The following is a 21,663-nucleotide window of genomic DNA, read 5'->3' as shown; positions in this document are numbered from 1 at the left end:
GCGCTCAGCGCACCACTCTGCTGAACGCCGCGACGACGTCGGCCATCGCTTCGCGCGCGGGGCGGGTGTAGGCCCGCGGGTCGACGAGGGCGGGGTCCGCCTCCAGCGCCTGACGCACCGCCGCGGTGCTCGCGATGTTCAGCGCCGTTCCCACATTCACCTTGCGGATGCCGGCGCCCACGGCCGCACCGATGACGTCGTCCGCGACGCCCGACGATCCATGCAGCACGAGTGGCACCTCGACCCGCGCGGCGATGCGGGCGACGAGTTCGACATCGACACCTGCCGTACGGTCGCGCATCGCATGCGAACTGCCGACGGCGACGGCGAGCCCGTCCACGCCCGTCGCGCCGACGAAGGCGGCCGCGTCGCCCGGATCGGTGCGGACTCCCGGCGCGTGCGCACCGTCCTTGCCGCCGATCTCGCCGAGCTCCGCCTCTATCCAGAGCCCGGCCGCGCGGGCACGGCGTGCGGCATCCGCTGTCGCGGCGACGTTCGCATCGTCGTCCAGGCGCGAAGCGTCGACCATGATCGAGCTGATGCCCCATGCACTGGCGTTCTCGATCACGAGGTCGACCAGCGCGGGATCCTCGACGTGATCGATGTGGATCGACAGCGGCACGGAAGCGGCATCTGCCACTGCGGCGCACGCGGCGGCAATGGGCCGAGGATCACCGCCGTGGAAGCGGATCGCGTTCTCGCTGATCTGCAGGATTGCGCCGGTTCCGGCAACCTCCGCACCCTGGGCGATCGCCTCGGCGTGCTCGAGAGTGATCACGTTGAACCCGGCGACGGCGCGCCTGGCGGCGACGGCCTCGGCGATGAGGTCGGCAGTGGTCGCGAGGCTCATGCCCTCGCCTCGTCGAGCCGGCCGCCCAGGCTCACCGGCAGCAGGTCGGCGTGCGCGGCGGTGAGCGCATCGCACAACTCCCAGATCTGCTCCGGCGTCAGCGTCGAGCTCGCGTTCGGGTCGGTGAGCACGGCGCGACGCACTAGCTCGGGATCCCCCTCCTGAGCCGCGCGGATCGTGAGGTCGGCGACGGAGAGGTAGGTGCGGTTCAGCGCCGCGCCCGCCGGGGGAATCGACCCCCAGGCGACGGGATGGACGCCGTCGGAGTCGACCGTCGCGGGCACCTCGACCACGGCTCCCCGAGGCAGGTTGTCGATGAGTCCGTCGTTCGGGACGTTGGCGTGGATCTCCCGCCGGGTTCCGGTGACGATCGAGTGGATGATCTGCGGCGCATACTCGGCCGCATCGCCCTCATCGTGCAGTGGGATGTCGTCCCCGGCGGTGAGAAGCTGCTGCGCCTGGTGGAACTCGCGCACGTTCTCCTCGGAGATGCCGACGTACTGCAACGGCTCGATGCGGAACCGTTCGATCTGAGCATCCGACCGGAGGAACCAACTGAGGTACTCCGAGGAGTGCTCGCTCGTCTCGGTCGGGTAGAACCCCACTCGGCGGAAGATCTCGGCGCGCACCCGGCGCTGCAGATCCTCGTCCCCGTCGATGAGCGCCCGCAGTCGCGGGTAGAGGTCCTCGCCGTCGCGGCTCCACTCGGTGAGCCACGCCTGGTGGTTCACCCCGGCCGCGCGGTAGTGCGTGCCCTCGAGCGGGACGCCGATGAGCTCGCACAGGTCGTTGACCGTCCAGTAGACGCTGTGGCAGAGGCCCACGGCCTTGATGTCCGGGGCGACGACGGACATCCACCAGATGTTCATCGCCATCGGGTTCGTGTAATTGAGGAACCACGCGTCGGGGCAGACCTCCCCCATGTCGCGGGCGATGCCGGTGAGCACGGGGAACGTGCGCAGGGCGCGGAACACGCCGCCGACGCCGGTCGTGTCGCCGATCGTCTGACGGAGACCGCGGGATGCCGGGAGCTCGAGGTCGACCTTCGTGGCGTCGATGCCGCCGACCTGGATCATGTTGATCACGAAGTCCGCCCCGGTCAGTGCCGCGCGACGGTCGGCGGACGCCGTAACCCGGATGCTCCGGTCGAGCTGCGTCGCGACGTTCAGCGCGGTGAGCCGGGCGACCTCGAGGCGATCGGTGTCGATGTCGTGCAGCGCGATGTCGAGCGTCGGCAGGTCGGGGAGACGCAGCAGGTCGGTGATCAGCTGGCGGGTGAAGACGACGCTGCCGGCGCCGAGGAAGGTGATCTGGGGCATGTCCCGATTCTGGGCAGAATGCTCATTCCACGCAAGCATATGAGTGAATTGACACTCATATGCTCATCTGACATGCTCACTTTCCATGGCCACCGCGTACAGCACCAGCACTGTCGCCGAAATCGGCGGCTCCCCCAAGCGGTCTCGGCGCATGGCCGCGATCCTCGATCTCATCGCCGAGCGCCGCGAGGTCTCGCTGGCCGAACTCGCGGAGCAGTTCGGCAGCTCTGCCGCGACCCTTCGGCGCGACCTCACCGTCCTCGCCGATCAGGGCCTGATCATCCGCACGCACGGCGGAGCCAAGGCGACAGGATCACTGGCCGAGGTGCCGGTGGCGCTCCGCGATACGCGCTTCCAGGAGGCGAAGCGGCGCATCGCACGTGCGGCTGCCGCCCGTATCCCGCGCGAGCGGCACGCCATCGCGCTGAGCGGCGGGACGACGACGGCCGGTGTCGCGCGGGAGCTGGCCGGTCACACCGACCTCACGATCGTGACGAACTCCCTGTCGATCGCGTCACTCGTCGCACCGTACCCGCGGCTGCGCGTCGTGATGACCGGCGGCATCCTGCGCCCGCAATCGCTCGAACTGGTCGGCGTACTCGCCGAAGGCACGTTCAACGCGGTCAACGTCGGAACGGCGATCCTCGGAGCGGACGGCTTCACGGCGGCAGCCGGGGTGACGACGCACGACGAGACCGAGGCGCGCACCAATCACGCCATGGTCGCCAAGGCGCAGCGCACGATCGTCGTCGCCGACGGCTCCAAGATCGGCGCGGTCGCACTCGCCCAGATGGCCGAGACCTCCGCCGTCTCGATGCTGATCACCGACGAATCCGCGGATCCGGCGGCGCTGGAAGAGCTGCGCGCGGCCGGGGTCGAGGTCGTCATCGCGTAGGCGGGGCACCCCCTATGGCGCACGCCCGTGGACACGGGCGTAGGCTCGAGGCGTGACAGACAGCGAGCATCCGGCCGGCGCCCGCGCCCAGCTTCTGGCCGCGGCCCGCAGCGACGACTGGGGCATCCTCCCGCCGCTGTCCGCCGACGTTCGGGCTCGGCGATCCGCCGTGCTGATCCTGTTCGGCGTGCTCGACAGCATCCCCGCCACGACACCGGATGCCGCGATCGCGAAGGATCTCGACGTCCTGCTGCAGCGGAGGGCTCCGACACTGTCATCGCACCCCGGCCAGGTGTCGTTCCCCGGTGGCGGACGCGAGCCCGCCGACAGCGACGACGTCGACACGGCATTGCGCGAGGCCGAGGAGGAGACCGGGCTCGACCCGACCGGCGTGGAGGTACTCGGGGTGCTGCCCGCCCTCCCGCTCGCCGTGAGCAACCACCATGTCACGCCGGTGCTGGGCTGGTGGACGAAGCCTTCCAAGGTCGCCGCCGTGGATCACGCCGAGACCGTGGAGGTCTTCCGTGTACCGGTGGCGCAGCTGCTGGACCCCGCGACCCGCTTCACCTCCACACTGACGCGCGAGGGCATGACCTTCCGAGGCCCGGCGTTCGACGTCGACGGGACCATCGTGTGGGGCTTCACCGCCATGGTGCTCGACCGGCTGTTCGAGACGTGCGGGTGGACGGTTCCGTGGGAGGTGTCGCGGGAGCGGCCGGTCACCGTCTGACCAGGTCTGTGCCGCTGGGTAGTCTGGACGGGTGAAGATCCTCGTCCTCGGTTCCGGTGCCCGTGAGCACGCGATCATCCTCGCGCTGAAGGCAGAGGACGCCGGCCACGAGTTGCTCTGCTCCCCCGGCAACGCCGGCATCGCCGCGGATGCGACCCTCGTCACGGTCGACCAGCTCGACGGCCGCGCCGTCGCCGCATACGCGGACGAGCACGGGGTCGACCTCGTCGTGATCGGCCCGGAGGCGCCGCTCGTCGCCGGCGTCGCCGACGCCCTGCGCGAGCGCGGCATCCCCGTGTTCGGCCCCGGAAAAGCAGCCGCCCAGCTCGAGGGCTCCAAGGCCTTCGCGAAGCGGATCATGGATGCCGCGGGCGTGCCGACCGGACGCGCCGTGCGTGCGGCATCCGTCGCCGAGGTCGAGGCCGCATTCGACGATCTGGGCGCGCCGTACGTCGTCAAGGCCGATGGGCTCGCGGCCGGCAAGGGCGTCATCGTGACCTCCGACCGCGCCGAGGCGCTCGCACACGCGTCGCAGTACCTTCCCGCAGGACCCGTGCTCGTGGAGGAGTTCCTCTCCGGCCCCGAGGTCTCGCTCTTCTTCCTCTCCGACGGAGACACGGTGCGCGCGCTCAGCCCCGCACAGGACTTCAAGCGGGCCTTCGACGGCGACGAGGGACCGAACACCGGCGGCATGGGCGCGTACTCGCCACTCCCCTGGCTCGCGGCGCAGTTCGGCAGCGAAGCCTCGTTCGTGGCAGAGGTCACCGAGAAGGTCGCCCTGCCCGTCATCCGCCAGCTGGATGCCGAGGGCACACCGTTCATCGGGTTGCTGTACGCCGGCCTCATCCTCACCCCCGCAGGTGTGAAGGTCATCGAGTTCAACGCGCGCTTCGGCGACCCCGAGACCCAGGTGGTGCTCCCGCGCCTGCGCACTCCGCTGTCGCAGCTGCTGCTGGCAGCGGCATCCGGAAATCTCGAGGCGCAGCCGCAGCCGGAGTTCGCCGACGATGTGGCGATCACCGTCGTGCTCGCCAGCGAGGGTTACCCGGAGGCACCCCAGACCGGCCGTCAGATCTCGGGCCTCGCGGATGCCGCGGGCATCGAGGGCGTGCGGATCGTGCATGCCGCCACCGCGGGGCCGGATGCTCCCGGCGGCGACCTCGTCGCGACCGGCGGCCGCGTACTCAACGTCGTCGCGGTCGGATCGGACTTCGCCGATGCGCGCACCCGCGCGTACGAGGCGATGGGCCGCATCGGCCTGGACGGCGCGCACTACCGCCGCGACATCGCGGCCGCCGTCGCGGAGTAGGCGGGGGCGCTCAGACTTCATCTCGACCGGCCACGGCGACGTGCCGTGGGAGGACGCGTTCCGGATGCTGAACGCGATCGGCTACGAGTCGTTGAGCGAAGGCGCACAGCGCCGCAGTCGAAACGGGTTGAGCGAGCGAAGCGAGTCGAAACCTACAGCTCGATCCAGTAGCGCCGCAGGCGCGGGTGGCCCTGCTCTGCGGCATCCACGACGTCCTGCAGGACGCCGCCCGCGCCCTCGATCGTGCGGTACGACCCGGCGTTGTCGTCATCGCAGGTGAGCATGACGCTCTCGAGCCCGAGCTCGCGGGCGCGATCCATCGCCAGCGCGAGTCCGGCGTGCGCGTAGCCCTGCCGACGACGAGTCGGACGCACCGAGTACCCGATGTGCCCGCCGAAGTGCCGAAGCCACTCGTTGAGCTCGTGCCGGAACGACACGAATCCGACGACCTCGCCGTCGTCGGTGATCCAGAACAGGTCGTTGTGCACGCGGCCGTCAGGTGCGGGGATGCTCGTGTCGGCGAGTTCCCGGGCCTTCGTGAGCAGTTCGTCGAACGTTCCGCGCTCACTGTCGGTGGGAGCGGTCATCCCCGAGCCGTCGATGTGGATGCCGCCGAACTCGTCGACCGCCGCCGCCCACGAGTCGTAGAGGTCTGCGGTCGGGCGGGTGAGTGCGATCGTCATCGTCTCAGCGTAGGTGCTTCGGACGACGCAGGAAGAGCACGGCCACGACCCCGAGCAGGATGAACGCCGCCGGCAGCAGCATCGTCTGGGCCATGGCATCCGCGAACGGGGCCGCGATCGCATCCGGCGGCGCACCGCCGCCGAAGCCGCCCGACGCATCGTCCGCACCGGGCAGGTTCGCCTCGAGGCGACTCTGCATGAACGCGGCGATCGCAGCAGATCCCAGCACCGAGCCGATCGTGCGCATCGTGTTGTAGATGCCCGAACCGGCCCCGGCCTGGCGCATCGGCAAGTCGCGCGTCGCCGTCGTCGCGAGCGGCCCCCACATGCCGGCGTTCCCGAAGCCGAGGATCAGCGACGGCAGGAGCATCCACAGGATCGGGGTGTCGGTGTTCATCATCCACGCGAACAGGAACAGCGATACCGCGACGAGAAGAAGACCGGGCACGAGCATGACGCGCGGGTCGACACGGTCGAGGAGCCTTCCGGCGAACGGCGAGACGATGCCGGCGGCGAGCGCCATCGGGATCAGCAGCAGCGCCGACTCGGTCGGGGTGAGTCCGCGGGCGAGCTGCAGGAAGAACATCAGCGGCAGACCCTGAGCCGTGACGGTGAACCCGACGATGGCGATCGTGATGTTCGACCAGGCGAAGTTGCGGTCGCGGAACAGGCCGAGCGGCACCAGAGGCTCGTTCTTCGTGCGGCCCTGATACCAGAGGAACAGCGCCATCACGACAATGCCGGCGCCGATGAGGCCCCACACCGAGATCGGCCCCCAGATCACGCCCCAGTCGTAGGCCTCCGCCTCCTGCAGTCCGAACACGATGAGGAACATCGCGATCGCACTGAGGAAGACGCCGGGCACGTCGAAGCGGTGCGTGTGCGTCTCGAGCTTGGGCACGAGCATCCAGGCCAGCACGAATCCGACCACGCCGACGGGCAGGTTGATGAAGAAGATCCACTCCCAGCCGAGCCCGTCGACGAGGAACCCGCCCGCGAGCGGCCCGACGAGCATCGCGACGCCGGATGCCGCGCCCCACAGCCCCATCGCCGCTCCCCGCCGCTCGGGCGGGAAGGTGCGGGTGATGACGGCCATGGTCTGCGGTGTCAGAAGGGCGGCGCCGAGGCCCTGGGCCGCGCGCGCCCAGATGAGCATGTTCAGACTCGTCGAGAGCCCGCATGCGAGCGAGGCGAGTGTGAAGACGGCGAGCCCGATCAGGTAGAGGTTCTTCGGCCCGAAGCGGTCGCCGAGGCGGCCCGTGATGAGCAGCGGAACGGCGTAGGCCAGCAGGTAGGCGCTCGTGACCCAGACCACCCGGTCGAGGTTGTTGGACTCGGGATCGAGAGCCGCCTTGATCGCAGGGTTCGCGACGTTCACGATCGTCGTGTCGACGAGGATCATGAAGAAACCGATGACGAGAGCCCAGAGTGCGGGCCACGGGCTGCGCGGCGGTGCTGCAGCGGGTTCGGTGCGAGGTGCGGGGGCGTCGGTCACCCGGCAACGGTACACCCGGCATCCGACGACGCCCCCGGGACCGGGATAATGGGCACGTGAGCGAAGCGAAGAGCATCCCCGGCTGGCGTCATCTCTACTCCGGCAAGGTCCGCGATCTGTATGCATCGGAGGACCCGGCCGACACCCGCATCCTCGTCGTCGCATCCGACCGGGTGAGTGCTTTCGACTTCGTGCTCTCCCCCGGCATCCCCGACAAGGGCGCCCTGCTCACGAGACTCAGCCGCTGGTGGTTCGAGCAGCTCGACTTCCCGAACCACCTCGCCGAGGGCGAGGTGCCCGAGGCGGTCGCGGACCGCGCGATGCTCGCGCAGTCTCTGGAGATGCTGCCGATCGAGTGCGTCGTGCGCGGGTACATCACCGGCTCCGGCTGGGCGGAGTATCAGGAGAGCGGAACGGTGTGCGGCATCCCGCTGCCGGTCGGCCTCGAGAACGGCGACCGCCTGCCCGAGCCCCTGTTCACCCCCGCGTACAAAGCGCCGATGGGCGAGCACGACGAGAACATCGACTTCGACCGCGTCGTCGAGCTGGTCGGTGCCGAGCGCGCGGCAGAGTTGCGCGACACGTCGCTGGCGATCTACGCGCGCGCCTCGGCGATCGCCGAGGAGCGCGGCCTCATCCTCGCCGACACGAAGTTCGAGTTCGGGACGGATGCCGACGGCACGTTGCGCCTCGCCGACGAGGTGCTCACGAGCGACTCGTCGCGGTACTGGGATGCCGCCGCCTGGGAGTCCGGCTCCACGCCAGCGGAGCGCATGGCGTCGTTCGACAAGCAGATCGTCCGCGACTGGCTGGCCTCCAACTGGGACAAGCAGGGTGAGCCGCCGGCACTCCCTGACGAGATCGTCGAGCGCACGGCAGACCGATACCGGGAGCTCATCGAGCGCCTGACGGCCTGAGGCAGCATCCTCGTCGCGCTGCGGCCCGGCCCGGTCCGACACTTCGGGGGCCTTCTGCACAGATGTCGGACAGATGCGACGGATCGGTCCGACATCCGTCGCCCCGATCCCCGGACTGTCGCGCACACGGCCGGCACTCAGCAATCGGTAATGTTGCTCCGACCCCGAAAATGAGGAGCACCCCATGCCGGTCTGGAAGATCCACGGCGACGGCCGCACCGTCGCGCCGGGCAACGTCGTCCGCCCCGAAGAGCGGCTGAACTGGCCCGCCACCTTCGCGATCGGCGCACAGCATGTCGTCGCCATGTTCGGCGCGACCTTCCTCGTGCCGATCATCACCGGGTTCCCGGTGTCGACGACCCTGTTGTTCTCGGGCATCGGCACGCTGCTGTTCCTGCTGCTGACCCGCAACCGCCTGCCCAGCTACCTCGGCTCGTCCTTCGCGTTCCTCGCACCGATCACCGCCATCAACGCCGGGCAGGCACTCGAGACCCCGCAGCAGATCACGCAGGCGCTCGTCGGCGTCGTCGTGGTTGGCGTGCTGCTCGCCGCGATCGGCTTCCTCGTGCAGGCCGTCGGGGTGCAGTGGATCGACCGATTCATGCCGCCGGTGGTCGCGGGATCCATCGTCGCGCTCATCGGCTTCAATCTCGCCCCCGCCGCCTGGAACAACTTCACCCTGCAGCCCGAGCTCGCCTCGGTGACGCTGATCGCGGTGATCCTGTTCAGCGTGCTGTTCCGCGGGTTCCTCGGCCGCATTTCGATCTTCCTCGGCGTGATCGTCGGCTACATCGTGGCGATCTTCACGAACCAGGTGTCGTTCGACGGCATCGAGGACGCCGCCTGGATCGGGCTGCCCGACTTCCACCTCGCCGCGGTCACCGACCCCGCGGCCTGGCTGTACGTGCCGATGTTCCTGCCGGTCGTGCTCGTGCTCATCGCCGAGAACGTCGGGCACGTCCGCGGTGTCGCGACCATGACGAACGACCCGTCGATCAACAAGCACACCGGTCGCGCGCTCGTCGCCGACGGCCTCGCGACGACCCTCGCCGGCGGATTCGGCGGGTCTGCGACCACGACGTACGGCGAGAACATCGGCGTCATGGCCGCAACACGCGTGTACTCGACCGCGGCGTACTGGGTGACCGGCGGCGCGGCGATCCTGCTGGCGTTCTCGCCCAAGGTCGGCGTGATCTTCAACTCCATCCCGCCGGGGGTGCTCGGAGGCGTGACCACCGCGCTGTACGGCCTCATCGGCGTCATCGGCATCAAGATCTGGGTCGACAACCGCGTGGACTTCTCGCGCCCCGTCAACCAGTACACCGTCGCGGTGTCGTTCGTGATCGCCGTCGGCGGCTTCGCGATGAGCTGGGGAGCGTTCCAGCTCGGGGCGATCGTGCTCGGCACGGTGGCGGCGCTGCTGATCTACCACCTGGGCAACGCGATCGCCCGTGCCCGCAAGACCGGCGCGGACGACGGCGGCCCCATCCCGGCCGTCGGCCCGCTCGGCGGCGACCCGGAGTAAGCCGGCGACCGGTCCGATCTGCTGACCTTGCCCCGATCTGCTGACGAATCCGCGAAGAACGTCAGCAGATCGGGCTCCTGTCCGCAGACCGGGGCGCGAGACCGGATGCCCGACGTCAGCCGATGCGGCCGATGACGGCGTCGGCCGCGACCATGTCGCCGACGGAAGCCGTCTGCGACAACATGCCTGCGCGGTGGGCGGCGACCTGGGTCTCCATCTTCATGGCGTCGAGGACGGCGACGGCATCCCCCGCCGCGACCTCGGCACCGTCGTCGACGAGCCAGCGGACGAGGCTTCCGGGGACGGGGGCCCGCAGGTCGGCCGGGTCGGCGGATGCCGGCTCCGCAGCGGCCTCCCCCGACGGCGCGGAGGCGAATCCGCGCAGCAGCGCCGCGGGAACTCCGAGCACAACGCGCTTGCCGTCGATCTCGACGCCGAAGCGCTGCATCCCGGCATCCTCGAGGGGCGCCGGGCGCAGCTGCGGCTCGAGCCGCGGGAGCAGGGATGCTTCGATCCACTGCGTGTGCACCCCGAACGTCTCGGTGGCGAATTCCGGCTGGTCCACGGCGAGCCGGTCGAACGAGACGAGAGTCGCCGGCCCCTCGATCTGCAACTCGCGCAGCGCACGGCGCGCCCGAACCAGCGCAGCATCCCGCGAATCGGCGTGCACGATCAGCTTGGCGATCATCGAGTCGAACGCCGGCTGCACGGCGTCCCCCGCCTCGATGCCGCTGTCCCAGCGCACACCGGGCCCGCCCGGAACGCCGAGCGCCGTGACGAGCGCCGGGCTCGGCAGGAAGCCGCGCCCCGGGTCCTCGGCGTTGATGCGGAACTCGAACGCGTGGCCACGCGGCTCGGGCGTCGACGTGAACGACGGCCCCTCGCCCGAGGCGATGCGGAACTGCTCACGCACGAGGTCGACACCGGTGACCTCCTCGGTCACGGGATGCTCCACCTGCAGGCGGGTATTCACCTCGAGGAACGAGATCGTGCCGTCGGCGGCGAGCATGAACTCGACCGTGCCCGCGCCGCGGTAGGACACCTCGGCGCAGATGCGACGAGCGGCCTCGTGGAACTGCTCGCGCTGCTCGGACGTCAGACGCGGCGCCGGGGCCTCTTCGATGAGCTTCTGATTGCGGCGCTGCATCGAGCAGTCCCGGTCGCCGACCACGACGACGCCGCCCTGCCCATCGCCGAGCACCTGCACCTCGATGTGGCGCGGGCTCTCGAGGAACCGCTCGACGAAGCACTCGCCGCGGCCGAACGCGACGATCGCCTCGCGCGTCGCGGCGTCGAAGGCCTCGGCGACCTCGGACAGCTCGCGGACGACCTTGATGCCGCGACCGCCACCGCCGTACGCGGCCTTGATCGCGATCGGCACGCCGTGCTCCTCTGCGAAGGCGACGGCCTCGGCGGGACCCGACAGCGGCTGATCGGTACCGGCGGCGAGCGGCGCCCCCACCTTCTGCGCGATGCGGCGGGCGGTCATCTTGTCGCCGAGCGCGTCGATGCTGTCGGGCGCGGGTCCGATCCAGGTGAGCCCGGCGTCCTCCACGGCGCGCGCGAATGCCGCGCTCTCGGACAGGAACCCGTACCCGGGATGCACGGCATCCGCGCCGGACTTCCGCGCAGCGTCCATCAGAGCAGGGATCGACAGGTAGGTATCCGCCGCGGCCTGCCCGCCAAGTCCGACGGCCTCGTCGGCGAGGCGGACGTGCAGCGCCTCGGCATCCTGATCGGCGTACACGGCGACCGAACCGTACCCGGCCTCGGCGCACGCGCGGATCACGCGCACGGCGATCTCGCCGCGGTTGGCGATCAGAACCTTCTTCATGAGCGTGCTCCTTCGATGCGGAAGCGGATGCGGGCGCCGGGAGGCAGTTGAGCTGCGAGATCGAGGCAGCGATCGGTGACCGCGCCGATGATCGGATAGCCGCCGGTGAGCGGATGGTCGGGGAGGAACAGCACGGGCTGGCCGTCCGGCGGCACCTGGATCGCGCCGGTCACCGCGCCCTCGCTGGGCAGTTCCCCCGGTGTCTCGCGTTCGAGCGGCACGTCGCCGTGCAGACGGATGCCGACGCGGTCGGAGCGCGGCGTGACGAGCCACTCCTGCGTCGTCAGAGTCTCGAGAGCGGATGCCGTGAACCAGTCATCGCGCGGGCCGAGGGTGATGGCGAGCTCGACGAGGTCGCCGGATGCCGGCAGGTCGCGCGGCCGGGGAACCGGGTCGACGGCGGCCACCGCCGCATCGCCGATTGCGACGATGTCTCCGGCGGCGAGCGCGGCGGGCCCCAGGCCGGCAAGGGTGTCGCTGGAGCGACTGCCCAGGGCTGCGTCGACGTCGATGCCGCCGCGCACACCGATGACGTAGCGGAGCCCCTGCGCCGGGTGGCCGAGGGCGAGTTCGTCGCCGGAGACCGTGGCGAACGGGGAGCCATGCGGGATCCTGCGTGCGACGCCGTCCGCGTCGGTGAGCGTGATGTCGCCTGTGGCTCCGGCGACGACCGCGACGCCGTCGCCGTGGAACCGCAGCGCCGTTCCGCCGACGCTCTCGAGCACGGCCGCGCCGGGTGCGTTGCCGACGGCGCGGTTCGCGTCGCGCATGGCCGTGCGGTCGGCGGCCCCGGATGCCGAGACGCCGAGGGCGGCATGCCCGGGGCGTCCGAGGTCTTGGACGAGGAGCTGCAGCGACGGGCGGATGACCTCGATGGCCGGACGAGGCCGGGTGAGGGAAGAAGGCTTCGGCTCGCTCAACGCCCCGTTACTGGACTCATCCGCGCTGCCGAGCGGAGCAAGGGATGTCTCGGGGGAGCTGGCATCGGGTCTGGCGGGAGCCGACCGCAGGTCGGCGGGGGCATGTCTCCCCCGAGGCATCCCTTGCGCAGCGGACGCTTCGACAGGCTCAGCGGCCGACACGGCCTCCCGCGACGCGACGAAGCGCACGGACGTCCCGGGCGCCAGGAGAGCGGGCGGGTCGCGGTCGATGTCCCACATGACGGCATCCGTGCGTCCGATGAGCTGCCAGCCGCCGGGGCTCTCGCGCGGGTACACGCCCGTGAAGGCTCCGGCGAGCGCGACCGACCCTGCGGGCACGCGCGTGCGCGGTGACGACCGGCGCGGCACGTCGAACAGCGGATCATTGCCGACGACGTACCCGAACCCGGGGGCGAAGCCCGAGAACGCGACCTGCCAGTGCGCGGCGAGGTGCCGGTTCACGAGCTCTTCCGCCGAGACGCCCAGGAGCGCCGCGGCCTCGGCGAGGTCTTCGCCGTCGTACTGCACCGGAATGGTGACTGCGCTGGTGTGCGGCACGTGCTCGACATCCACGACCGTCGCCGAGAGCACCGCCGCCAGGGAGGCAGCTGTCGTGCGCACCGGGTCGAACCTGACGAGGACGGTCCGAGCGCCGGGAATGCGCTCGACGACGCCGGGCGTGCCGTCCCACGCGAGGTTCAGGCGCATCGCCTCGTCGAGATCGGCCGCCTCGACGAGGAGTGACCGGTCGGATGCCGTGAGGATGCGCATCAGACGATGTACTCCGCATCGGGCACGTCGGTGATGAACATGTATCCCGGCGCGTGGGTCACCGCGAACGGGGGCTTGGACGCCATGATCGCCGCCTGCGGGGTGACGCCGCAGGCCCAGAACACGGGGATCTCGCCGTCGCGCACCTCGGGGGCGTCGCCGAAGTCCGGCCGCGCCAGGTCGGCGATGCCGAGCGAGGCCGGGTCGCCGATATGCACGGGAGCCCCGTGCACAGCCGGGGTGCGACCCGAGATCTGCACGGCATCCGCCACTCGCCCGGCGGGGATCGGCCGCATCGAGACGACCATCTCGCCCCGCAGGCGTCCGGCGGGGGTGCAGTCGATGTTCGTGCGGTACATCGGCACATTGCGCCCGAGCTCCTGGTGACGGATCGGGATGCCGGCATCCACCAGCCCCGTCTCGAACGTGAAGCTGCAGCCGATGAGGAACGCGACGAGATCGGGATGCTCCTCCCACGCGTCGCGTGCATCGTTCTGCTCGCTGACGAGCTCACCGTCCCGCCAGATGCGGTACCGCCCGATGTCGGTGCGGATGTCGCTCCCCGGCGCGAGCGCGGACTCGACCTGTCCCGCCTCGATGACCTCGAGCACCGGACACGGCTTCGGGTTGCGCTGCGCGTACAGCAGCGTCTCGAAGGCCCAGTCCGCCGGCACCGCGATGAGGTTCGCCTGCGTGAGGCCTGCGGCGATGCCGCTGGTGGGCTCCGAGACACCGGAACGGTATGCGGCGCGGGCTGCCCGCGCGGAGGCGAGCTGATCGGCGGACGCGAGCACGGCCACGCTCACGCCCCCGCGAACGGCGCGATCGTGATGCCGGCGTCCTGCAGCATCCGCTTCGTCTCGGCCGCCATCGCGATCGACCCGGGGCTGTCGCCGTGCACGCAGATCGACTGCGCGTCGACGCGCACGTCGGTGCCGTCGATCGCGCGGATCACGCCCTGGTCCGCAAGCCGCACCATGCGCTCGGCGACCGCGGCCGGGTCGTGCAGCACGGCCCCGTCCTGGGCGCGCGAGACGAGCTGACCGTCAGGCTGGTAGGCGCGGTCGGCGAACGCCTCGGCGGCGACCTGCAGGCCGGCGCGGGATGCGACCTCGAGCACGACGCCGCCCGCAAGCCCGAGCAGCACGAGGTTCGGATCGATCGCCTTGATGGCCGCGACGACATCGGCCGACTGCCGCTCGTCGCGGGCGATCGTGTTGTACAGCGCGCCGTGCGGCTTCACGTAGGCCACGCGACCGCCGACGGCCGACGCGAGTCCGATCAGCGCGCCGAGCTGGTACTCGACGTGCGCCTGCAGCGTCGGCGAATCGATCTCGACGTTGGTGCGGCCGAAGTTCTCGTAGTCGCGGTAGCCGGGGTGGGCGCCGATCACGACGCCGCGCTGCACGGCTGCGGCGAGTGTCTCGCGGATGCCTTCGGGGCTCCCCGCGTGGAAGCCGCACGATACGTTCGCGCTCGTGACGATCTCGAGCATCGCCGCGTCGTCGCTGACGACGCGGTCGGCGACGTTCTCACCGAGGTCGGAGTTCAGGTCGATCACTGCCATGGTCAGGCCCCCGTTCCGAGGAAGGCGAAGATGGGTCCGACCGAGACGATACCCATGTACCAGGTCAGCAGGGTCACCAGGGTGCCGGCGATGAGCAGCCACAGCGGGTACTTGCGGGTGCCGAGCAGGTCGCGGCGGAACCACCCGATGTACATGAACACCGTGAGGCCGATCGGCAGGATCAGGCCGTTGAAGCCGCCGACGAACACGAGGATCGCTGCGGGCGCTGTGCCGATCAGCAGATAGATGATCAGCGAGACGATGATGAAGCCGATCGTCGCCCACTGCAGCGACCAGCCGCCCAGGAACCGCTTGTGGAATGTCGAGAGGAACGTCGCCGAGGTGTAGGCGGCGCCGATCACCGAGCTGATGGCGGCTGCCCAGAAGATCGCGCCGAAGATCCGCAGACCCGCCTCGCCGAGGACGATGCCGAACGCCTGACCCGCCGGGTTGGCGGCCTGCGTCGTGAGGTCGAGGGCGACGCCGGATGCCACGACACCGAGGATCGCGAGGAACAGCACGTAGCGCATGATGCCGGTCACGAGGATGCCGTTGGCCGCGGCGCGCATGACGGGGCCGGCGTGCTCGGGGCCGGTGTGACCGGAGTCGAGGTAGCGGTGCGCACCCGAGTAGGTGATGTACCCGCCGACGGTGCCGCCGACGATCGTGGTGATGGTGGCGAAGTTCAGGGTGTCGGGCACGAAGGTCTGCCGCAGCGCGTCGCCGATCGGCGGCTGCGACATGATCGCGACGATCACCGTCATCACGATCATGCCGACGCCGAGGACGACGAGGACGATGTCCATCACCTTCCCGGCCTTCTTGATGAGGAAGATGATGATCGCCAGGGCGCCGGTGAGCAGTCCGCCCCACTTGGCGTCGATGCCGAGGAGGGCGTTGAGGCCCAGCCCGCCGCCGGCGATGTTGCCGATGTTGAAGGCGAGGCCGCCGATGACGACGAGGATCGCGATGACGTGGCCCGAGAACGGGATCGCGGCGTTGGCCAGTTCGCCTGCGCGCTTGCCCGAAGAGGTGATCATCCGCCAGATGTTCAGCTGCACGGCGATGTCGACGAGCACCGAGATGAGGATGGCGAACGCGAAGGCCGCGCCCATCGTGGCGGTGAAGGTGGCGGTCTGGGTGATGAAGCCGGGGCCGATGGCGCTGGTGGCCATCAGGAAGATAGCGCCGATGACGGCGCTGCGACCTGCGCGCTTCTTCACGGCCGCGAGCTTCGCGTCGGTCTGAGACTGCTCTGATTGCGTGTGCTCAGGCATGGAGGGGGTTCCCATCGTCGTTGTTGGGTGTCGAGTGACACCGAGTGTAGAACACTTCAGGGTCTGATTGTTCTACAACTTTGTTTCGGGGATGCTACGACCAGGTCGCAGACGCCTAACATGAAGGCGTGATCCAACAGGGCCTGATCCAGCAGGGCGTGCTGGCCGACTCGCTCCGGCAGAGCATCATCGACGGCGAATTCGCGCCGGGATCGAAGCTGTCCGAGGCGATGCTGTCGGAGCGGTTCGAGGTCTCCCGCAACACCGTGCGCGAGGCCTTCCGCGTGCTCGCGGAGCAGGGGCTGCTCGACCACGCACCGCACCGCGGCGTCTCGGTCGCCGCCCCCACGATCGGCGACGTCATCGACATCTACCGAGCGCGGCGCACGATCGAGTGCACGGTGCTGCGCGAGTGCGAACCGGAGCACCCTGCCGTGCAGCGCATGCGCGACGCGCTCGCCGAGTCGGAGCGGTGGCTGCCCAAGGAGCAGTGGCAGCGCGTCGGCAGCGCCAACATGGCCTTCCACGTGGCGATCATCGATCTCGCCGACAGTCCGCGCCTGGCGCGCACCTATCGCAACCTGGCCGCAGAGCTGCGACTCGTCTTCCTCGAGATCGACGACCCGAGGGCGCTGCACGAGCCGTTCGTCCGGCGCAACCGGATCGTCCTGGATGCCCTGCTCAGCACGGGTCCGGCCGCTGCTGCCGACGCGCTCGAGGACTACCTGATCCAGTCCGAGCGACTCGTGCTGGGCGCTTTCGCCCGGATGGGCCGGAGCTAGGGAATAGATCGCGACCGGAGGCGTTTCACCAGTCATGAACGAGAAGCTTGCCGCGGCAACTACGATGGGTGCCGTCACCCTCTACGTCGCCGATCTCGACGCCATGACGGCCTTCTACCGCGACGTCATCACCCTGCAGGTGCTCGGCGCCGAGGGCGACGCCGTGACGCTCGGGCGGGCCGGCGTGCCGCTGGTCGTGCTGCACCACTCGCCCGGCCTCCAGCATGCGGCGCGCGGCTCGGCCGGCCTGTTCCACACGGCCATCCTCTTCGAGACGCAGGCGGCGCTGGCCTCCGCCCTGCTGTCGGTCGCGCAGCGCGCGCCGCAGCTGTTCACGGGCAGCGCCGATCACCTCGTCAGCCAGGCGTTCTACCTGAACGACCCCGAGGGCAACGGCATCGAGCTGTACTGGGACCGCGACCGCACGGAGTGGTCGTGGACGCACGGCCAGGTCGAGATGGCCACCCTGTACCTGGACCCGAACGCGTTCCTGCAGGAGCATCTGACGGAGCAGGCTGCGGCAGGCGCCACGGCGTCCGAGGCCGCACGCATCGGCCACGTGCACCTGTCGGTCGGCGACGTCGCGACCGCCCGCGATTTCTACGTCCGCCTGCTCGGGTTCGACACCACGGCATCCCTGGGCGAGCAGGCTCTGTTCGTCAGCGCCGGCGGCTACCACCACCACATGGCGATGAACGTCTGGAACTCGCGCGGCGCGGGGCCCCGGATGCCCGCGCTCGGCCTCGGTCAGGTCGACCTCGCCCTGCCGGATGCCGACGCGCTCGGCGAGCTCGGCGAGCGTCTGACGCACTTCGGCACGCAGGTCGCCGACGACGGGCGGACGCTGACCTTCCAGGACCCGTGGAACAACACCCTCAAGGCGCAGCTGGCCGCGTAGGCGCCGCCGCGGGACGGCGCGCCGCTCACGCCGATCCGCGCACCACCAGCTCGGTCGGCAGGATCGTGACCTCGGGCGGCTCGTTGCCGGCCAGGCGCGACAGCAGAACCCCTGTCATCGTCTTGCCCATCGCGTACATCGGCTGCCTGACCGTCGTCAGCTGCGGATCGGTGCTCAGGGCGACCTGCGAGTCGTCGAAGCCCACGATCGCCACATCGTCGGGAACGCGCACCCCCTTGGCGCTGAGCATCCGCAGCGCGCCGCGCGCCATGAGGTCGCCGGCGGCGAAGATCGCATCCGGCCGTCCTGCGGCCAGCAGACGCCTGGCCGCCTCGGCCCCGCTGGCCTCGCTGTAGTCGCCCGCCGTCTCGGCGAACGGCTCGAGCCCGGCATCCGCGAGCGCCGATCGAAACCCCTGGAGCCGATCGACCGAGGCGAGCATCGTCTGCGGGCCCGCGATGGTCGCGATGCGCTTGCGACCGGTGTCGATGAGGTGCTGCGTGGCCGAGCGCGCGGCCGAGGCGTTGTCGACGTCGACGACGTACTCACTGGGCCGTTGGTGCAGCGGCCGGCCGCCCCAGACCACCGGGACGGCGTCGGCGATGCGCTCGACGAACGCGTCACTGGTGTGGTGCGAGACGATCAGCGCCCCGTCGACCCCGCCGTTGCGCACGAAGCTCGTCATCTTGTCGCCGGGGTCGCCGGTGGCGATCAACAGGTTGAGCAGATAATCCGAACCGCCCAGCGCACCCGTGATCCCGGCCACGATCGACGCGAAGAACGGGTCGCCGAAGAAGCGCGTGGTGTCCTCGGGAACGATCAGCGCGATCGCGTGCGTCTGCCGTGAGGCGAGCGAGCGCGCCGCCCTGTTCGGGACGTAGTTGAGCTCGGCGATCGCCGATTGCACGGCGTGCAGCGCCTCGGGGCTGACCGCGGCGGAGCCGTTCACGACGCGCGAAACCGTCGACCGGGAGACCCCGGCCGCGGCGGCCACCTGTTCGATCGTCGCGCGTGAAGCCACGATGCTCCCTTCTGCCGCCGCTCCCGGCGGTCAGAGGGATCGTGCGGCGATGATCCGAGCGTACTCGCGACCGCTGTCCTTCACCGTGCGCTGCTGGGTGTCGTAGTCGACGCGGACGATGCCGAAGCGCTTGTCGTACCCCCACGCCCACTCGAAGTTGTCCATGAGCGACCAGTAGAAGAAGCCGCGCACATCCACGCCGGCATCCACGGCATCCAGCACCGCGCCGAGATGCGCACGCACGTACTCCGTGCGATCCGCGTCGCGGATGCGGCCGTCGGCGTCCACGACGTCGTCGAACGCGGCGCCGTTCTCGGTCACGTACAGCGCCACACCGCGCTCGCCGGTGTACTCGTCGGAGAGCCGGCGCAGGAGGCGCGTGAGCCCTTCAGGCTGGATCTCCCAGTTCTGCGCGGTGCGCGCGAGCCCGCGCTCGACCGCATGGATACCGGCATCCGAGGGGTAGGGGCTGCGCCCCTTCCGCGTCGTCGCCGGTGCACCGGAGACAGGCGGATGCTCTGGCGCCGTGCCCGACAGGAGATCGCCGTGGTAGTAGTTCACACCCTGCGTGTCGATGCGCTGCGAGATGGTCTCGAGGTCGCCGTCGTGCACCGCCGCCTCGAAGCGGGCGACCGCCTCGGCGTCGACCGCGCGGATGTCCTCGACGATGTCGGCCGGGTACTCGCTGCGGTGGATGGGGTCGAGGAACCAGCGGTTGAACTGCCCGTCGACCCGGCGCGCGGCATCCGCATCCGCCGGATTCTGCGGGTCGGCCGCGTCGGCGACCGTGTGGTTCAGGGTGATGCCGAGGTTCAGGCCCGCATCGCGCCCGCGGAGCTCGCGGATCGTCTCGCCGTGCGCGAGCAGCTGGTGGTGCGCGGCGAGCAGACCGTCGGCGATGCTCATCCGTCCCGGGGCGTGCTCACCGCCGGTGTACGAGAGGAACGACGAGCACCATGGTTCGTTGAGGGTCGTCCACACGTTCACGCGGTCGCCGAGCGCGTCGTGCACGGCTCCGGCGTAGTCGAGGAATCTCCAGACGACGTCGCGGTTCGTCCAGCCGCCGTCCTCCTCGAGCGCCTGCGGCATGTCCCAGTGGTAGAGCGTCAGCCAGGGCAGGATGCCGGCGCCGAGCAGCTCGTCGACGAGGCGGCTGTAGAAGTCGATGCCCTTCGCGTTCACCGCGCCGCCTTCCGGGCGCACCCGCGACCAGGACGTCGAGAAGCGGTACGTCTGCAGCCCCAGCTCGCGCATGAGCGCGACGTCGTCCCGGTAGCGGTGGTAGTGGTCGCACGCGAGGTCGCCGTTGTCGCCGCCGATGACCGCTCCGGGCACGCGGGAGAAGGAATCCCAGATCGAAGCCGTGCGCCCGTCTTCGAAGGCCGCCCCCTCGATCTGATAGGCGGCGGTCGCCGCACCGAAGAGGAACGGATCCGGGAACGGCCGAGACGTCATGGGGGTCATCCTTTGTTCGCATCAATCTATGGGAGCGCTCCCAGAGTTGTCAAGAGGCTGTTGTCCACCACATGACGAGTACCCTTGCTCCGTGCCCTCCTCCGCGCTCTCACCCGCTCTCGCCCGCGCCGAATCGCTGATCCGCAGCATCCCGGACTACCCGGAGCCCGGCATCCTGTTCCGCGACATCACGCCGCTGCTCGCCGACGCCGAGGCGCTCCGGGCGACCACCGACGCGATCGTCGAGCCGTTCGCCGGGCAGTTCGACGTCATCGCCGGCATCGAGGCGCGCGGTTTCCTCATCGCCGGCGCCGCCGCGATCGCCGCCGGCGTCGGGCTCATTCCGATCCGCAAGGCGGGGAAGCTCCCGCGCCCCGCGGCATCCGTCGACTACGCGCTCGAGTACGGCACTGCGACGATCGAGATGCACGACGACCTCCCGGCCGGATCACGCGTCCTGCTCATCGACGACGTGCTCGCCACGGGCGGAACCCTCGCCGCCGGGCGCGAACTCGTCGAACGGCTGGGCTCTCACGTCACGGGCATCTCGGTGCTGTTCGAGATCGACGGGCTCGGCGGACGCGACGCGATCGGCGACCTGCACACGGTCTTCCACTCCTGAGGAGTCCGGCCTCGCCGCCTCAGCGTTCGGCGGCGGGCGGCTTCGCGAGATCCGGCGGCGCGACGCCGCGCTCGATCGCGGTGCGGATCGACATCGCCGCATGCGCGAGACTGCTCACGGCGACGAGCTGGCGGGCTCGGGCGTTGATGGCCAGGAGCATCCGCCGGGCGACCACGTCCGGAGATCCGTCCGGCTGGAGGGCTGCGATGTTGCGACCGGCGAAGGGCTCGAGCGCGTCGGCGTACCGCATGAGCTCGTCGACGTCGTAGTCGAGGCCCACCTCGGCGGCCTGCGCGAGCGCGTGGGCGAGACCCTGTTCGGCGGCCCCAGGGTAGCCGCGCCAGTCCCGCCGCCGCATCAGCTCGTACGTGCGCTCGCGGTACGCCGCCAGACCGGGGTCGGTCTCGGATCCTCTCGGAGTCCCCAGCGCGAACGACTGGCAGGCGTTCATCACCTCCAGCGTCGAGACCCCGTCCGAGTCGATGAGGTCGGTGAGCGCGCGGATGGCCGCGGTGGATGCTCCGTACGAGTCGCGCATCACCGCGATCAGCAGCGCCCGGTCGACATGACTCTGCTCGTAGACGGCCGTGGTGCGATTGCGCAGCGTGCCCGCAGGCAGGATGCCGACCCGCATCCAGTGCTTCAGCGTCGTCGTGCTGACCCCGCTCTGAGCCGAGAGCTCGCTGAGCTTCATGCTTCCTCCCCCGATCCGACCGTTGGAGAGCGGCGGGCCACACCACTCTCCACGGTGCGAGATCTGTGCCAAGACTCTAGCCTGCCTTGTGCAGGGACA

At 70.1% G+C, this 21,663-nt stretch carries 20 protein-coding genes and 1 pseudogene; 9 read left to right on the top strand and 12 right to left on the bottom strand.

What is annotated here, in order from left to right; all coding sequences use genetic code 11:
- Positions 1-4: 4 nt before the first annotated feature.
- Together KEC56_RS03960 and melA are read right to left on the bottom strand one after the other, a co-directional pair.
- Positions 5-850, bottom strand: a complete 846-nt coding sequence (locus KEC56_RS03960) for a class II fructose-bisphosphate aldolase (RefSeq protein ID WP_227529894.1) — start codon at positions 848-850, stop codon at positions 5-7.
- Positions 847-2,169, bottom strand: coding sequence for an alpha-galactosidase (gene melA, locus KEC56_RS03955; RefSeq protein ID WP_227529893.1), 1,323 nt, complete (start codon positions 2,167-2,169; stop codon positions 847-849). Before melA ends, KEC56_RS03960 begins: the two co-directional genes overlap by 4 nt.
- 85 nt (positions 2,170-2,254) lie before the next feature.
- On the opposite strand from melA, the gene KEC56_RS03950 reads away from it, so the two are divergent.
- From KEC56_RS03950 to KEC56_RS03935, 4 genes and pseudogenes are all read left to right on the top strand, one after another.
- Positions 2,255-3,064, top strand: coding sequence for a DeoR/GlpR family DNA-binding transcription regulator (locus KEC56_RS03950; RefSeq protein WP_227529892.1), 810 nt, complete (start codon positions 2,255-2,257; stop codon positions 3,062-3,064).
- A 52-nt stretch (positions 3,065-3,116) separates the two neighbouring features.
- Entirely contained in the window at positions 3,117-3,794 is a 678-nt protein-coding gene (locus KEC56_RS03945) for an NUDIX hydrolase (RefSeq protein WP_227529891.1), read from the top strand.
- Between the two features lie 31 nt (positions 3,795-3,825).
- The gene (purD, locus tag KEC56_RS03940) at positions 3,826-5,103 is read left to right on the top strand and encodes a phosphoribosylamine--glycine ligase (protein WP_227529890.1); all 1,278 of its coding nucleotides are present in this window, start codon (positions 3,826-3,828) and stop codon (positions 5,101-5,103) included.
- Positions 5,102-5,188: pseudogene (locus KEC56_RS03935) on the top strand (TIM barrel protein); the annotation flags it as partial. The gene purD and the pseudogene KEC56_RS03935, both read left to right, overlap by 2 nt.
- A gap of 67 nt (positions 5,189-5,255) precedes the next feature.
- Here KEC56_RS03935 and KEC56_RS03930 read toward each other — a convergent pair.
- On the bottom strand, positions 5,256-5,786 hold the full coding sequence (locus KEC56_RS03930; RefSeq protein ID WP_227529889.1) for a GNAT family N-acetyltransferase: 531 nt from the start codon (positions 5,784-5,786) through the stop codon (positions 5,256-5,258).
- A gap of 4 nt (positions 5,787-5,790) precedes the next feature.
- Positions 5,791-7,281, bottom strand: a complete 1,491-nt coding sequence (locus KEC56_RS03925) for an MDR family MFS transporter (protein ID WP_227529888.1) — start codon at positions 7,279-7,281, stop codon at positions 5,791-5,793.
- A 56-nt stretch (positions 7,282-7,337) separates the two neighbouring features.
- Here KEC56_RS03925 and KEC56_RS03920 point away from each other — a divergent pair, with 56 nt between their 5' ends.
- Together KEC56_RS03920 and KEC56_RS03915 are read left to right on the top strand one after the other, a co-directional pair.
- A complete protein-coding gene (locus KEC56_RS03920) occupies positions 7,338-8,198 on the top strand; it encodes a phosphoribosylaminoimidazolesuccinocarboxamide synthase (RefSeq protein ID WP_175988915.1) in 861 nt (286 codons plus the stop codon).
- A gap of 184 nt (positions 8,199-8,382) precedes the next feature.
- Positions 8,383-9,723, top strand: coding sequence for a uracil-xanthine permease family protein (locus KEC56_RS03915; RefSeq protein ID WP_227529887.1), 1,341 nt, complete (start codon positions 8,383-8,385; stop codon positions 9,721-9,723).
- Between the two features lie 115 nt (positions 9,724-9,838).
- Here KEC56_RS03915 and KEC56_RS03910 read toward each other — a convergent pair whose 3' ends face one another.
- The 5 genes from KEC56_RS03910 to KEC56_RS03890 are packed head-to-tail and all read right to left on the bottom strand — an operon-like array spanning position 9,839 to position 16,092.
- Positions 9,839-11,557, bottom strand: a complete 1,719-nt coding sequence (locus tag KEC56_RS03910; protein WP_227529886.1) for an acetyl/propionyl/methylcrotonyl-CoA carboxylase subunit alpha — start codon at positions 11,555-11,557, stop codon at positions 9,839-9,841.
- Entirely contained in the window at positions 11,554-13,248 is a 1,695-nt protein-coding gene (locus KEC56_RS03905) for a 5-oxoprolinase subunit B/C family protein (RefSeq protein WP_227529885.1), read from the bottom strand. The genes KEC56_RS03910 and KEC56_RS03905 overlap by 4 nt, the downstream gene beginning before the upstream one ends.
- Positions 13,248-14,054: a putative hydro-lyase gene (locus KEC56_RS03900; RefSeq protein WP_372456230.1), complete on the bottom strand. Its 807-nt coding sequence runs from the start codon at positions 14,052-14,054 to the stop codon at positions 13,248-13,250. Before KEC56_RS03900 ends, KEC56_RS03905 begins: the two co-directional genes overlap by 1 nt.
- On the bottom strand, positions 14,051-14,815 hold the full coding sequence (locus KEC56_RS03895) for a LamB/YcsF family protein (protein WP_175987092.1): 765 nt from the start codon (positions 14,813-14,815) through the stop codon (positions 14,051-14,053). The genes KEC56_RS03900 and KEC56_RS03895 overlap by 4 nt, the downstream gene beginning before the upstream one ends.
- Positions 14,816-14,817: 2 nt before the next feature.
- Positions 14,818-16,092, bottom strand: coding sequence for an NRAMP family divalent metal transporter (locus KEC56_RS03890; protein ID WP_227529884.1), 1,275 nt, complete (start codon positions 16,090-16,092; stop codon positions 14,818-14,820).
- Between the two features lie 128 nt (positions 16,093-16,220).
- Between KEC56_RS03890 and KEC56_RS03885 the strand changes: the two genes are divergently transcribed.
- A complete protein-coding gene (locus KEC56_RS03885; RefSeq protein ID WP_227529883.1) occupies positions 16,221-16,874 on the top strand; it encodes a GntR family transcriptional regulator in 654 nt (217 codons plus the stop codon).
- 34 nt (positions 16,875-16,908) lie between these two features.
- Positions 16,909-17,772, top strand: a complete 864-nt coding sequence (locus KEC56_RS03880) for a VOC family protein (RefSeq protein WP_227529882.1) — start codon at positions 16,909-16,911, stop codon at positions 17,770-17,772.
- Positions 17,773-17,797: 25 nt separating this feature from the next.
- Here the strand turns inward: KEC56_RS03880 and KEC56_RS03875 are convergent, their stop codons facing one another.
- A complete protein-coding gene (locus KEC56_RS03875; protein WP_227529881.1) occupies positions 17,798-18,793 on the bottom strand; it encodes a LacI family DNA-binding transcriptional regulator in 996 nt (331 codons plus the stop codon).
- A gap of 30 nt (positions 18,794-18,823) precedes the next feature.
- A complete protein-coding gene (locus KEC56_RS03870) occupies positions 18,824-20,248 on the bottom strand; it encodes a GH1 family beta-glucosidase (protein WP_227529880.1) in 1,425 nt (474 codons plus the stop codon).
- A 91-nt stretch (positions 20,249-20,339) separates the two neighbouring features.
- On the opposite strand from KEC56_RS03870, the gene KEC56_RS03865 reads away from it, so the two are divergent.
- A complete protein-coding gene (locus tag KEC56_RS03865) occupies positions 20,340-20,870 on the top strand; it encodes an adenine phosphoribosyltransferase (RefSeq protein WP_227529879.1) in 531 nt (176 codons plus the stop codon).
- A gap of 19 nt (positions 20,871-20,889) precedes the next feature.
- On the opposite strand, the gene KEC56_RS03860 is transcribed toward KEC56_RS03865, so the two are convergent.
- Positions 20,890-21,564, bottom strand: a complete 675-nt coding sequence (locus KEC56_RS03860) for a MerR family transcriptional regulator (protein WP_227529878.1) — start codon at positions 21,562-21,564, stop codon at positions 20,890-20,892.
- Positions 21,565-21,663: the final 99 nt, after the last annotated feature.

It is taken from the genome of Microbacterium tenebrionis, assembly GCF_020682665.1.
GTDB classification, from domain to species: domain Bacteria; phylum Actinomycetota; class Actinomycetes; order Actinomycetales; family Microbacteriaceae; genus Microbacterium; species Microbacterium tenebrionis.
The sequence above is the reverse complement of the archived record's forward strand: the minus strand, read 5'-3'. Positions and strand labels throughout refer to the sequence as shown.